Origin of the sequence: Campylobacter sp. RM9334, assembly GCF_020138145.1 — a bacterium.
In the GTDB taxonomy this organism is placed as follows: Bacteria; Campylobacterota; Campylobacteria; order Campylobacterales; family Campylobacteraceae; genus Campylobacter_E.
Genome location: NZ_JACGAX010000003.1, coordinates 1 through 14,655 on the forward strand (window position 1 = coordinate 1; position 14,655 = coordinate 14,655).

Annotated in this window: 13 protein-coding genes and 1 tRNA gene; all 14 read left to right on the top strand. The window is 27.1% G+C overall.

Annotated features, from left to right (window positions below):
• Positions 1 to 1,042, top strand: a 1,042-nt coding sequence (gene mnmE, locus AVBRAN9334_RS01865; protein ID WP_336606872.1) for a tRNA uridine-5-carboxymethylaminomethyl(34) synthesis GTPase MnmE, incomplete at its 5' end; no start/stop codon positions are given.
• Between the two features lie 221 nt (positions 1,043 to 1,263).
• On the top strand, positions 1,264 to 1,752 hold the full coding sequence (locus AVBRAN9334_RS01870; RefSeq protein WP_214116509.1) for an RDD family protein: 489 nt from the start codon (positions 1,264 to 1,266) through the stop codon (positions 1,750 to 1,752).
• The gene (locus AVBRAN9334_RS01875; protein WP_336606873.1) at positions 1,745 to 3,787 is read left to right on the top strand and encodes an LPS-assembly protein LptD; all 2,043 of its coding nucleotides are present in this window, start codon (positions 1,745 to 1,747) and stop codon (positions 3,785 to 3,787) included. Before AVBRAN9334_RS01870 ends, AVBRAN9334_RS01875 begins: the two co-directional genes overlap by 8 nt.
• Complete coding sequence (locus tag AVBRAN9334_RS01880; RefSeq protein WP_214116520.1) at positions 3,777 to 4,454, top strand: sodium:proton antiporter; 678 nt, start codon at positions 3,777 to 3,779, stop codon at positions 4,452 to 4,454. Before AVBRAN9334_RS01875 ends, AVBRAN9334_RS01880 begins: the two co-directional genes overlap by 11 nt.
• Positions 4,438 to 6,531, top strand: a complete 2,094-nt coding sequence (locus tag AVBRAN9334_RS01885; RefSeq protein WP_214120586.1) for a polyribonucleotide nucleotidyltransferase — start codon at positions 4,438 to 4,440, stop codon at positions 6,529 to 6,531. The genes AVBRAN9334_RS01880 and AVBRAN9334_RS01885 overlap by 17 nt, the downstream gene beginning before the upstream one ends.
• The gene (locus AVBRAN9334_RS01890; protein WP_214116524.1) at positions 6,524 to 7,120 is read left to right on the top strand and encodes a LysE family transporter; all 597 of its coding nucleotides are present in this window, start codon (positions 6,524 to 6,526) and stop codon (positions 7,118 to 7,120) included. The genes AVBRAN9334_RS01885 and AVBRAN9334_RS01890 overlap by 8 nt, the downstream gene beginning before the upstream one ends.
• Entirely contained in the window at positions 7,110 to 7,757 is a 648-nt protein-coding gene (locus tag AVBRAN9334_RS01895) for a nitroreductase family protein (RefSeq protein WP_336606874.1), read from the top strand. The genes AVBRAN9334_RS01890 and AVBRAN9334_RS01895 overlap by 11 nt, the downstream gene beginning before the upstream one ends.
• A 10-nt stretch (positions 7,758 to 7,767) precedes the next feature.
• Positions 7,768 to 8,067, top strand: a complete 300-nt coding sequence (locus tag AVBRAN9334_RS01900) for a thiamine-binding protein (RefSeq protein ID WP_214116528.1) — start codon at positions 7,768 to 7,770, stop codon at positions 8,065 to 8,067.
• Between the two features lie 7 nt (positions 8,068 to 8,074).
• Entirely contained in the window at positions 8,075 to 8,638 is a 564-nt protein-coding gene (locus tag AVBRAN9334_RS01905) for a ComF family protein (protein WP_239802769.1), read from the top strand.
• A gap of 38 nt (positions 8,639 to 8,676) precedes the next feature.
• Positions 8,677 to 11,280 carry a DNA gyrase subunit A gene (gene gyrA / locus AVBRAN9334_RS01910; protein WP_336606875.1) on the top strand — a complete coding sequence of 868 codons (2,604 nt, stop codon included), beginning with the start codon at positions 8,677 to 8,679 and terminating at the stop codon, positions 11,278 to 11,280.
• Positions 11,258 to 11,830 carry a manganese efflux pump MntP gene (locus AVBRAN9334_RS01915; protein WP_214120127.1) on the top strand — a complete coding sequence of 191 codons (573 nt, stop codon included), beginning with the start codon at positions 11,258 to 11,260 and terminating at the stop codon, positions 11,828 to 11,830. The genes gyrA and AVBRAN9334_RS01915 overlap by 23 nt, the downstream gene beginning before the upstream one ends.
• Before the next feature lie 98 nt (positions 11,831 to 11,928).
• Positions 11,929 to 13,041 (top strand): alanine dehydrogenase, encoded by a 1,113-nt coding sequence (gene ald, locus AVBRAN9334_RS01920; protein WP_214116534.1) that lies wholly within the window; start codon positions 11,929 to 11,931, stop codon positions 13,039 to 13,041.
• Positions 13,042 to 13,193: 152 nt separating this feature from the next.
• Positions 13,194 to 13,270, top strand: a tRNA-Ile gene (locus AVBRAN9334_RS01925).
• Positions 13,271 to 13,334: 64 nt separating this feature from the next.
• Complete coding sequence (locus AVBRAN9334_RS01930) at positions 13,335 to 14,648, top strand: oligopeptide:H+ symporter (RefSeq protein WP_336606876.1); 1,314 nt, start codon at positions 13,335 to 13,337, stop codon at positions 14,646 to 14,648.
• Positions 14,649 to 14,655 lie beyond the last annotated feature (7 nt).

Here is a 14,655-nt window from a genome sequence, read left to right on the forward strand (position 1 = left end):
TATACTTATGATTTTAAATAAATTAGGTGCTAGATTTGCAAGAGCAGGGGAATTTAGCAAAAGAGCTTGCTTAAACAATAAAATGAGTTTAGAAAAAGCACTTTTAATAAATGAATTAATTGCTGCAAAGAGTGAAAATGCAAGAAAAATAATATCTAAGAATATAGATGGAGCTTTTAAAGAATTAATCACTAACACCCAAGATGAGTTAATTAAAACTTTAGCTTATTTAGAAACTGCAATTGATTATGCTGATGATGATTTGCCTGAAGATATTTTAGAAAATGCTAAAGCAAAACTACTTAATAACGCTAAAGAATTAGAAACAATTGCAATTAGAAGCGAGAAAAAAAGAGGCTTAATAGAAGGATTTAACCTAGCAATTATTGGAAAACCAAATGTAGGTAAAAGCTCTTTATTAAATGCTTTATTATCATTTAATAGAGCAATAGTTAGTGATATTGCAGGAACTACAAGAGATAGTATTGAAGAGTATTTAAACTATCACGGACATTTAATAAAATTAGTTGATACTGCAGGAATTAGACAAAGTGATGATTTGATAGAAGAATTAGGTATTAAAAGAAGCTATGAGGCTATTAATAAGGCTGATATAGTATTGTTTTTAATTGATTCATCAAAAGAATGCTTAGAAGATGAATTAAAACTTTTAGAATACATTAAAAATAGTGGTAAAAAATATTTTATAGTTCAAAATAAAAGCGACTTAGCACAAGTAAATACTTTAGAAGGTATTAAAATATCAGCATTAAATAATGATATAAAAGCTTTAGAATTTGAATTAAAAAATTATTTAAATTCTCAATTAGACAATGAATTGGTTTTAACAAATACTGATTTAATAAGTGCGTTTTATAGTGCTAGTGAGAATATTTATTTAGCTATAGATAATTTTAATGAGCTTGAAATTTGTGCTTATTATTTAAATGAAAGTTTAAATAAACTATCTCTTTTTGGTAAAAAAACAGGAAGCGATGAATTGTTTGATGCAATGTTTTCTGAGTTTTGCTTGGGTAAGTAAAAATTCATTAAGCTTTTTATGTAAAATTACACTACCCTAGACAACGCGGGTTTAATATATTCGGTCTAACAGATTTTTTTATGTGATTAAGTTTAAGCAACCGTGTTCTGTGATGCAAGTAATTGTGAATTGCAGCCTTTAATGCTTTTCTTCCACTATTTTTTAGGTTACAAGACCTTGAAATTTAACGCTTGTTTGGGGATTTATGTTTAGGGTTTTAAATGGATGATAAAATATTAGAAAAGCTTGAAAAAGAAGATAAACAACTAGCCGATATTGTTGCTAGGTTTATTGCTTTTGTGGCTGATTTTATAATTTGCTATATTCTTATCTTTATTTTAATGATATATTTTATAAATGATGAAGAAATAATTAAAATAAGAACCTTAATAAATAACGAAGATTATATCAATTTAAATATATTATTATTTCGCTATGTAAAAGCATATTTTATTATTAAATTCTTTTATGTTCTTATATTTTTTTATATGTATGGTGCAACTTTTGGCAATATGATTACAAAGACAAAAATTGTAAATTGCGAACATTTTGATACTCCTAATTTTACAGAATCTTTAAATAGAGCTTTAGTGTTTGTATTTTGTGAATTTTTTATAAATGGGGTATTGTTTGTATCTATATTCTTTAATAAGACAAGAAGAAATTTTGCTGATATTGCCAGCAAATCTATGGTGATTAAAGTTGATTAAAAAAATATCTTATTTGATATTGCTTATTGGCTTACTTTATTCAAATCAAATTGAAATTCAATCAGATGAGTTTGTAAAAAAAGATAATTACATAATCTCAAATAAAGATATATTGTTGTTTAAAGAAAATTATTTTGCAAGAGCAAATAGTGGTAAATATAATCAAGATACAAAAGAATTAGAATTATTTGGAGATGTATTTTTAATAAACAATAATCAAACTACTATATCAAATTATGCAAAAATTAATTTAGGTAATTCTTGTGCAAATTTTGATAATTTTTTTATAAGCGATTCTTTTATTGAAGTATGGTTAAAAAGTAAGAATAGTTCTTATATAAATGGTGATTTTATTGTAAAAAATGCAAGTGTTAGTTCTTGTGATGTTGCAAATCCTGAATGGAGTATTGATTTTAAGGAAGGTATTTATAATACTAAAACTCAAGATTTAGTATTAAAAGGTATGGTTTTAAGATTTAAAAATATACCAATTTTTTATATGCCATATTTTGCTATTAATACAGATGATAGTAGAAAAACTGGTTTTTTGGTTCCTAAATTATCAATAAAAAGCAAGGAAGCTATTCATTATGAGCAACCATTTTTTTGGGCAATTAATCATAGAATGGATTTAGAATTAAGACCACAAATTAGAACAAATAGGGGTTATGGAATTTATTCTAATTTTCGTTTTGTTGATAGCCCTTATTCTAAAGGAAATATAGGAGTTGGGTATTTTAAAGAATTTAATAGTTATTTTAATAAAGAAGAATTGAAATTTGGCGAGCATTATGGATTTAATATGCACTATGAAAGAGATAAAATCTTTAATACAAATAACAAAAATCAAGAAGGATTATATTTAGACTTTTTAAGAATTAGTGATATTGATTATTTGAATTTATCTAGTTTTTTAGATAATAATGATGAAGCCATAATAACTTCAAAATTTAATTATTTTTATACAGATAATAAAGATTATTTCGGTTTATATGCTAAATATTATCAAGACACTTCAAGTATTAATCAAGATTATACTTTACAAGAAATTCCAAATCTACATTATCATAGATTTTATGATACTTTATTTGATAATCATATTAACTATAAAGCAGATTTTTCATATAGCAATTTTTATAGAAGAGAAGGTAGCACATTAAATAGATTTCATTTTTATGTTCCAATTGAGTTTAATAAAAGCTTATTTAATGATTATATTAACTTTGTTTTAAATGAAGAATTTGAATTAGGACTTAACTTTTATAATAATTATAGTAGAAGAGATGATTATAATTTTAATTCTACTCATAGTGCTTTTATATATACTAATTTATTTAGAAAGTATGATTATATATTGCATAATATTAATTTTGGTTTTGGTGCTAGTCTTAGGACTGGTTCAAAAGAAATAGAAAATGAATTTTTCATACCAAATACTTATGATGATTTAACCTTTAATATTGAGTTATCTCAAATAATTTTTAGTGATAATGATAAAAAACTTAAGCATTCTTTAACGCTTAGGACAGAAGATTCTAAGTTTAATATTTTAAGCAATCAGCTTAAGTATTATTTTAATAATAATTTTAATATTAATAATACTACGGAGTATTCGTTCAAAAATTCTAATATTGATAGATTTTTTATAGAAGGAGTATATACAACCCAGCCATTTAAAATAAGTTCTGGATTTTATTATAATAAAATTGATGAGCTTCTTGTGAAAAATAAGCCTTATGATAGATTTTTAACTAGTAAATTTCAATATGAATTTATGCCTTATAACATAATATATTCTCAAGCTTGGTTTAATTTAAATAGTAAGAAATTTGAAAACTATAGTATAGGTTTTACTCATAAAAAAAGATGTATAAATTATTCTTTAGAATTTAAAGAAAGCACAACAGCAAAACTTACTCAAATGGGTGTAAAATCTGTAAGAGATAGGGGAGTTTATTTGAAATTCAATCTTTATCCAATAGGCGGTGTAAGATATAATTTTGCTTTAAGAGGTGATGATACTTATGATTTTTGACAATCCTTTACAAGCTGCTAATAAATTTAGTGAAAAATTATTGCAATATAAAGAATTAGAAGGACATATAATTATAGGAAATAGTATTAAAAATATTCCTTTTATTGAGACTATTGCAAGTGAACTTAATTTATATTATGATATGCTTTTTAACAAAGGCATATATGCCCCAAATAATGAATGTCAGATAGCAAAAATTAGTGAAACAAGAGATATAGTATGTATTCAAGAATTAATTGAAGCTTTTTCCATAACTCAAGAATATATTTTATCAATGAGCACTGTGCTTTATGATGAATCAATTATGGGTAAAATTGCAAAATATAGAAAGTCTTTACCACTTAGCAATCTTAAAGGTAAGGATATTTTATTGTTAGACCAAGGTTCAAACAGCGGTTTAACTATTAATGTATGTCATAAAAGTTTATTGGGTTTAGGCGTTAGAAGTATAAAATATGCAAGTGCTTTAGTAGCTGCTGATGCTTATAATTATTATAATGATTTATTTGATAAAGTTTATTATTTAGAAAAAATAGAACATTTTATAGATAAAGATTATTACTACAAGCAACCACTTGAAATATCAAGTGAATATGCGTGTGAGATTTTAGAAACGAGCAATTATTATTTGCCATATCAAAAGGAGATAAATGAAAAAAATAATTAAGATTAACGATAAAGAATTAGTATTTGAACTTGATTTAGTTGCAAAACAAGCAAATGCAAGTGTTTTAATGACTTGTGGTAAAACGGTTATGTTAGCAAGTGTTGCTAGAGAAGATGAATGTGTTAGTGAAGATTTTTTACCATTAACCGTTAGCTATGTAGAAAAAACTTATGCAGCAGGTAAAATTCCAGGCGGTTTTGTGAAAAGAGAAACAAAACCAAGTGATTATGAGACTTTAACTTCAAGAATAATTGATAGAACATTACGCCCATTATTTCCTAAGGGTTATTTACACCCAACTCATATCGTTGTTATGCTTCTTTCGGTTGAAGAAAATGTTGATATTCAGCCACTTGCACTTTATGCAGCAAGTGCGGCTTTATTTTTAAGTGATATTGAAATTGTATATCCAGCAGTTGGGGTTAGGGTTGCTAAGGATGAAAATGGTTTTGTTCTAAATCCTGATTTAAATTCTTTAGAACTTTCAAGTCTTGATTTGTTTGTAAGTGGTCTTAAAGATGAATTATTAATGATAGAAATGAAAGCAAATGAGACTAATAATTCAATGAATGAGATGAGCGAGAGTGAGTTATTACAAGCTTTAGAATTTGCAAAAGGTAGTATTTTAAATATAAGTAATGATTTTTATAATACTTTTAAAGAATATAAAAAATCTTATGAGTTTAACTATAAAGCTGATAGCGAAAATCTAGCAGTATATGAATATTTAGAAAAAAACTATTTAGAAGATATAAAATTTGCAATTAATAAAATGGCTAAAAGCGAAAGGGCAAGTGAGCTTAAAGCTATTGCAAAAAAAGTTGTTTTAGATGAAGAATTTATAAATAATAATTGGAGTGAAGCTGAACTTGATTATGAATTAAATCGTATTAAAAAGCACATAGTAAGAAAGCAAATCTTAAAAGAAAGAAGAAGAGCTGATGGGAGAGCTTTAGATGAGGTTCGTCCTATTAGTATATTGACTAATATTTTACCAAATGCGCACGGCTCTTGTTTATTTACAAGGGGTCAAACTCAAGCATTAGTGGTTTGCACTTTAGGTAGTGACAATGACGCTCAAGCAATTGAATTATTAAATAATAAATCAACTACCTATGAAAGATTTATGTTTAATTATAATTTTCCTGGTTTTTGTGTAGGCGAAGCAAGTCCTTTAAAAGCACCTTCAAGAAGAGAATTAGGACACGGAAATCTAGCAAAAAGAGCTTTAAGTTCTTCAGTTAGTAAAGATTATGCTCATACTATTAGAATAGTTTCAGAAATATTAGAAAGTAATGGAAGTAGCTCAATGGCTAGTGTTTGTGGTGGCTCATTAGCTCTTCGTGCTGCAGCAGTTCCTAGTAAAAAACTAGTAGCTGGAGTTGCTATGGGGCTTATAATTGAAGATAATGAATATGCTGTATTAACTGATATTATGGGCTTAGAAGATCACGATGGGGATATGGATTTTAAAGTAGCAGGTAGTGTTGATGGAATAACTGCTATGCAAATGGATATAAAATTAGGTGGGGTTAGCACTGAAATATTAACCCAAGCTTTAGAAGCTGCTAGAAAAGGAAGAATTCATATTCTTAATTTAATGGAAGAAGCAAATTCTAAGATTGTTATTAATGAAGAAATTTTACCTAAATTAGAAATATTTAGCGTAAGTGCTAATGATATTCCAGAAATTATTGGTCAAGGTGGTAAAACTATTAAAGAAATCATAGATAAATTTGGCGTTAGCATAGATTTAGATAGAGATAAAAATGAAGTAAAAATTAGTGGAAAATTAGTAAAAGAAGCTAAAGAATATATATTAAATGAAGTGTTAAAACCAAAATCTAAAGGCAAAAAACAAGCTCCTAAAGTAGAATTTGAAATAGGAACTAGATTTAGTGGTGTTGTTAAAAAAGTAGCTAATTTTGGAGTATTTGTAACCTTACAAGACGGCATTGATGGATTATTACATTCTAATAAAATTAAGGGCAAAAGCTTTAATGAGGGCGAAACGCTAGAAGTAATAGTTAGTGAAATTAAAGATGGAAAAGTAGGACTTAGTTTAGCAGATGAATGATTTATTTGATGGGATATTATTAGGACTTGGAGTTTGCGTTCCTTTTGGTCCTGTTAATATTCTAATTTTAAGTTATGCACTAAAATCTTTTAAGAATGCTTTTGCTTTAGGTTTTGGTGCTTTTGTCGCTGATTTACTTTATTTATCATTATTAAGCTTTAGCGTTTTAGAATTTATTAAAAATGATTTATTTTTAAATATTTTAAGTATTTTTGGCTTTATATTTTTAAGTTATTTAGCATTTTTAATGCTAAAGCCAGTAAAAGATATAAATCTTCATAAGAATTTAGAAAATACAAATATATTTAGTAATTTTATTAAAGGATTTTTACTAAATCTAGCAAATCCTTATGTAATCACATTTTGGCTTAGCGTTGCAACTATGCTAAGCACTAAACAAAATCCTATATATTTATTTTTAGGACTTAGCGTTAGCATACTTATTTGGATATTTTCGCTTTCGTTTTTTGTATATAAATATACAAATTTATTTAGTCTAAAAGTGCTAAAGATTATTAATATAATTTCTGCTTTTATTTTAGAATATTTTGCAATTATGCTTGTTTTAAGGAGATTTTATGACTTTTAAGGAATGTTTGGATAATAGATTTTCTTGTAGAGATTTTATTGACTATGAATTAAGTAAAGATGAATTAATTAATATAGTAGAACTTGCAAAATTAAGCCCTAGTGCAACAAATATGCAACCAGCAAAACTAAGCTTTTTTAGCGGTAAAAGCCTTGCTAAATTAAGTGATGATTTATTAAATGCTGTAAAAAATAACTTAAAAAGTCAAGATATAAAATTATATCCTGATATTTGGTTTGAACCTTATAAGAGCAGAAGATTTCAGACAGGAATTAGGCTTTATGAAGCACTTAATATAAAGCGAGATGAGAAAGAAAAAAGGCTAGAGCAATGGCATAAGAATTTTAAATTCTTTAATGCTAAAAATCTAGCAATTTTACATATTGATAATGGTTTAAACGAAGGTTCTTTGTTAGATTGTGGTATTTTTCTAGCTAATTTTTTAAATGCGGCTACATATTTAGGATTTAGCACTTGTGTTTTAGGTAGTATTACTGAATATTGCGATACTATTAGAGAAAATGGGGTTGAAGGCAAAATTATATGTGGCATTGCAATAGGTAAAAAAAGTAGCGATAATGTAAATAATTTTAAAACTACTAGAGCAAGTAACGAAGAAATAATTAAATTTATTTAAAGGAGAAAAAATGAGTGTTACAATGGATTTTTGTATTTTTTCTATGAGCGATGATAGTAAAAGTGAAGAAATAGCACCAATTATTGAGTATTTAAGAAAGAAAAATATAAAACACAAATTAGGTGCAATGGGAACTAGCGTAGAAACTGATGATTTAAAAAGTGCTTTAAAAATTTTAAATAAAGCAAATAAATTAATTAATAAAGATAGAGTTTATTTAGTAGCCAAATTTGACATTCACAAAAGTAGAAATGATAATCTAAAATATAAGGTAAAATCGGTTAAAAAGCGTCTAAAAGATAAAGAATAAAATCTTTATGCTATGTTATAATTGCTCTAAGCCTACATTTAAGATTTTTTGTAAAACTTGTGAAAAAGAATTTAAATTACTTGAATGTAAAAGAAGAATTTTAGATGATGGTTTAGAAGTAATTAGCTTTTATAAATATTCTAAAATTAAAAAATTATTAAATCACAAGCATTTTATTAGTGGATATTTTATATTAAATAAACTCGCATCTTATTCTTATAAAAGATTTCATTTTGATAATGAATTAGCTTATGCTATAGGCTTAGATGATGATTGCTCTAGCGGATATTCTCATACAGCAATACTTATTAAAAATATGAAATCAAAAAATATTATTCCATTATATAACGCAATTAAAGCAAAAAATAAGATTATTTATAAAGGTAAAAGCCTTTCATTTAGAAAGAAAAATAAAAGAAAATATGAATTGCAAAAGACCTTGGATTTACCTGTAATTTTAGTAGATGATATTATCACTTCAGGTGAGTCTTTAAAACAAGCAAATTTAGTGCTTAAAAAAGCTAAAATTAAGGTTCTTTTTGCGGTCGTATTAGCCGATGCGAAAGTTTAGTTTGCTAGTATAAAAAAATCTTTACTTAAAGGAAAACAATGAATTTATTTGATAATAGTGAAATTACTATTGTAGATATTGAAGATAGTATAAAAACAAGCTATCTTGATTATTCTATGTCAGTAATTATAGGCCGTGCCTTACCTGATGCAAGAGATGGATTAAAGCCGGTTCATAGAAGAATTCTTTATGCAATGAATGATTTAGGAGTAGGTTCAAAAAGTGCTTATAAAAAATCAGCTCGTATAGTGGGTGATGTAATCGGTAAATACCATCCGCACGGAGATACTGCTGTTTATGATGCTTTAGTAAGAATGGCACAAAGCTTTTCAATGAGATACCCAAGTATTGATGGTCAAGGAAACTTTGGTTCAGTTGATGGAGATGGTGCTGCAGCTATGCGTTATACTGAAGCTAGAATGACAATTTTGGCTGAAGAATTGTTAAAAGATTTAGATAAAGACACCGTTGATTTTGTTCCAAACTATGATGATAGTATGAGTGAGCCTGATGTTTTACCTTCAAGAGTGCCTAATTTATTATTAAACGGCTCAAGTGGTATTGCTGTTGGTATGGCAACTAATATTCCGCCACATAGTTTAGATGAATTAGTAGATGGACTTTTATATTTACTTGAGAATAAAAACGCTAGTTTAGAAGAAATAATGCAGTTTATAAAAGGTCCTGATTTTCCAACTGGTGGGATAATTTTTGGTAAAAAAGGCATTATAGAAGCTTATAAAACAGGTCGCGGTAGAATTAAAGTAAGAGCAAAAACTCATATAGAACAAAAAGGAAATAAAGAGCTAATAGTAATTGATGAGTTGCCTTATCAAGTAAATAAAGCAAGACTTCACGAGCAAATTGCAGAGCTTGTAAAAGAAAAGCAAATAGAAGGTATAAGCGAGACAAGAGATGAGAGTGATAGAGATGGAATTCGCCTTGTAATTGAGCTTAAGCGTGATGCTATGAGTGAAATTGTGCTAAATAATTTATTTAAAAGCACCACAATGGAGACAACATTTGGTGTGATAATGTTAGCAATTCACAATAAAGAACCTAAGGTATTTTCTTTAATTGAGCTATTAGATTTATTCTTAAATCATAGAAAAACCGTAATTATTAGAAGAACTATTTTTGAACTTGAAAAAGCAAAAGCAAGAGCACATATTTTAGAAGGTCTTAAAATTGCACTAGATAATATAGATGAAGTAATTGCATTAATTAAATCAAGTGCAGATACTACAAGTGCAAGAGATGCTTTAGTAGAAAAATTTAGCTTAACTGAATTACAGGCTAATGCTATTTTAGAAATGAGACTTAGCCGTCTTACAGGACTTGAAAGAGATAAATTAGAAGATGAATTAAGAGAGCTTTTAGCAAAAATTGAAGAACTAAATGCAATCTTAAAAAGTGAAGAAAAAATAGAAGAAATAATTCACGATGAATTATTAGAAATTAAAAATAAATTTAAAGTTCCAAGAATTACTGAAATAGTAGATGATTATGATGAAATTGATGTAGAAGATTTAATACCAAATGAGCCAATGGTAATTACAATTACTCATCGTGGATATATCAAAAGAGTTCCTACAAAATCATATGAAAAACAAAAGCGTGGTGGTAAAGGTAAAGTCGCAGTTACTACTTATGATGATGATTTTATAGAGAGTTTCTTTACTGCAAATTCTCACGATACGCTAATGTTTGTTACTAATAAAGGACAACTATATTGGTTAAAAGTTTATAAAATTCCTGAAGGTAGCAGAACTGCTAAAGGAAAAGCTGTTGTAAATCTAATCAATCTTTTACCAGATGAAAAAATTATGGCAATAATTCCAACAACTGATTTTGCTAAGACAAAATCACTTGCATTCTTTACTAAAAATGGTCTTATTAAACGCACGAATTTAAGTGAATATAGCAATATCCGTTCAGTTGGTGTAAGAGCTATTAATCTTGATGAAAACGATGAATTAGTAAGTGTTTTAATAGCACAAAATGATGATAGTGAAAATATTGATTTGGTTGATGAAAATAGTGAAATTATTGAAGATGATAATATTCAAATTGTTGAAGAAGAAAATTCTTTAGATGAAAACCAAGATAATCAAGAAGAGCAAGTTAGTGGAACTATGATTTTTGTAGCTACTAAAAAGGGTATGTGTATTAAATTCCCACTTACAAAAGTTCGTCAAATTGGTCGTGTAGCTCGTGGGGTAACTGCTATTCGCTTTAAAGAAGAGCAAGATTATGTAATAGGTGCAGTGGTTATTGAAAGTAATGAGCAAGAAATTTTAAGTGTTAGCCAAAAAGGTATCGCAAAAAGAACTGATGCAGGAGAATATCGCTTACAAAGTCGTGGTGGTAAGGGCGTAATTTGTATGAAACTTACTCAAAAGACAAAAGATTTAGTAGGCATTGTAATTGTTGATGATACTATGGATTTAATGGCGCTTACAAGTAGTGGCAAGATGATTAGAACTGATATGCAAAGCATTAGAAAAGCTGGTAGAAATACAAGCGGAGTAATTGTTGTAAATGTTGGTAGCGATGAGGTTGTAAGCATTGCAAAATGCCCTAAGGAAGAAGACGAAGAAGAAAATTTAGAAGAAGAGAATGGCTTATTTGATGATAATTGATATTGTTATTTTAGCTTTCTCTTTAGCAATTGACGCATTTTTTGTAGCATTAAGTATTTGCTTAGTGCTACAAAAACAATCTTTAAAAAAGTTATTGGTTTTTAGTGCATTATCTGCTTGTTTTCAAGTTTTAATGCCTATTTTAGGATATTATGTAACTTATTTATTAAATGTAAGGTATATGAAGTTAATTCAAGCAATTGATCATTATGTGATTTTTGCAATTTTTGTATTTTTAGCATATAAATTATTTAAAGAATTCTTAGATAATGAAAATGAGAATATTAATATAAGTTATGGTTCATTATTTTTGCTTAGCATAGCAACTAGTATTGATGCACTAGGTGCAGGACTTATGATATTTTCTTTGGAATATAATTTATTTATTTCTTCTTTATTAATAGCTTTAATTACATTTTTTATGTGCTTTTCTAGTTTATTTATAAGTAAAATGAAAGTTAATAAAAAAATTTTACAACCAATAGGAAGCTTGCTACTTTTATTTTTGGCGTTTAAAATTGTAATAGTTCATATGCTAGAAAACATATAACTTGTAAATTCGTAACACTTTTTATAATTTTTTCAAAAAAATCTTTTGAAGTTTTTATTTTTTTTATATCATACTCCTTTATCACAAAAGGAGTATAAATGATTATAGGTTGTTTAAAAGAAATTAAAGACCAAGAATATAGAGTTGGCTTAACGCCTTTAGATGTTATTGAATATATAAATCATGGACATGAAGTTTTAGTAGAAAGTAAAGCCGGTGCTGGTATTGATATAAGTGATGAAGAATATATAAAAGCCGGAGCAAAGATTTTAACTAAAGAAGAAATTTTTGAAAAAGCTGGAATGATTATTAAAGTAAAAGAACCGATTGAAAGTGAATATAAGTATTTTAAAAAAGGACAGATTTTATATACATATTTACATTTAGCAGCAGATGAAAAACTTACAAAAATGTTAATAGATAAAGAAATATCAGCATTTGCTTATGAGACAATTCAAGAAGGTAAAAATCTTCCTTGCTTAGCTCCTATGAGTGCTATTGCTGGTCGTTTAGCGGTAATTCAAGGTTGTAAGTATTTGGAAAAAACTTATGGTGGTAACGGAATGCTGCTTAGTGGTCTAACTGGTGTTAAAAAAGGAAAAGTTGTAATTTTAGGTAGTGGTATGGTAGGGCTTAATGCTGCTCAACTTGCTTTTGGTATGGGAGCAGAAGTTGTAATTTTAGGTCGTGATGCTAATAGACTAGATTATATTGACCATGTATTTAATGGTAAGATTACTACTTTATATAGTAATATTTCAAATATATTAGATAGTATAAAAGATGCTGATGTAGTAATTGGAGCTGCGTTAGTTCCAGGAGCAAAAACTCCTAAATTATTATCTAGAAAACATTTAAAACATATGAAAAAAGGTGCTGTTATAGTTGATGTTGCAATTGATCAAGGCGGTTGTTTTGAGACAAGCCGTGCAACAACTCATACAAACCCTATTTATGAAGTTGATGGGATAATTCATTATGCAGTTGGTAATATGCCAGGAGCAGTTGCAAAAACAGCTACTTTAGCACTATTAAACGCTACAACTCCTTATGGAATTAAAATAGCAAACCTTGGAGTAATTGGTGCTATAACTTGTTTTGAAAGTTTAAGATATGGTTTAAATACACATAAAGGACACTGCACTCACGAAGGTGTGGCAAATGCCTTTAACCTTGAGTATTTTAATCCTAAGAATTTCATTGCTATGTAATATGATTAGGCATTTATATTTTTTATAAATGCCTATAGGTTTTTATGGGTTATTTTGTAATATTCAATAAAAGCCTATAAAAAAGATAAAAATTTTATTGTTTAAGTAATTTTTAAGTTTTTAAATATATAATAACAGCTTTTAATCACGGAGGATTTATAGCTCAGTTGGTTAGAGCAACCGGCTCATAACCGGTTGGTCCCAGGTTCGAGTCCTGGTAAATCCACCACCTCCTTTAAATTTAATAGAATTAAATCTTTCTTAGGCTTCAAGATTTTCTTTAGGAGAAAACGATGTCAAAAAATAAGTTAAAACCACTATTACCAATATGTTACATAGAAGCCCTAGAAAGATTTGCCTTTTTAGGCTTTTTAGGTATTTTTGTGTTTTATTTAATGGATACATTTTCTTTTTCTAAAGGTGAAGCAAGTGCAATAAGTGCAAGTTTGGGTGCTGCCATTTATGCTTTTGGTATATTTGGAGCATATTTAAGTGATTTTTGCTTAGGTGCAAAAAGATGTGTAATTTTAGGAATTATTTTTCTTACTTTAGGGTATTTATGTTTAACTTTTGATTTATTAACAATATCTCTTTTTTGCATTATTTTTGGTAGTGTATTAATCAAGTCAAATATTACAAGTTTGTTATCTAAAAGTTATCCTAATGATAGCGAGTATGTATTTAGTATGTTTTATATTTTTGTAAATATAGGATGTTTTTTGGGGCAAATTAGTGCTGGTCTTTTAATACTACATTCTTATAATTTAGCATTTTTCATATCATTTTTTAGTGTATTTTGTGCTATTTTAGTATTTTTTTATAATTCAAAATATATATCTAGCGAACCTATAAAATATGATTTTTTTAAAAATAATATAGCTATGTTTATTTTGATATTTTTATTTATTGCATTCTTAGCTACTCAAGAACTTTTGGTGGTTAGTAAAATTATAAGTATTTTTTCAATTTTAATTTTAATAATTTTTTATATTTTTATTTATAGAAAAATACCAACAAAAAATAATTTTAAAAAATTAGCTTTTTATTTAATAGCTGCTGTGTTTTTTTATATGTTGATTTTTCAAAGCTTTAATACTTTAAATATTTTAATTAAAAGTAAGGTTTCTTTTAGTATTTTAAATTATCAAATTCCAGCTAGTTGGTATTTAGCTTTTATGTTTTTAGTTAGTATTTTTACAAGTATGCTTTTAAGTTTTATAAGTAAAAAAAGCTCAATTAATGAAGCATTAATTATACCAGTTGCTATGATTATTGCTGCTAGTTCATTTATTGTTTTAGGAATGCTTAGTAAAGATGATTTTATTAATCCAATATATATATTAATTACTTATTTTATGTTGGGTATTTCTCAAACAAGCATAGGGGTTTTAGGACTTAGCATAGTATCAAAATTAACTCCAAGTGGATTTAATTCAAGCACTATGGGAATTTGGTTTTTATGTTCTGGTGCCGCACAAGGAATTGAAGGAATTATTGCAAAATATATTGATAATATTAGTTATGAATTGTATTTTAGTATGCAAGGATTTTTTGTATTATTTTTAGCATTACTAATGTTATTTGCATATAAATACTTAAAAGTATAACTATAAT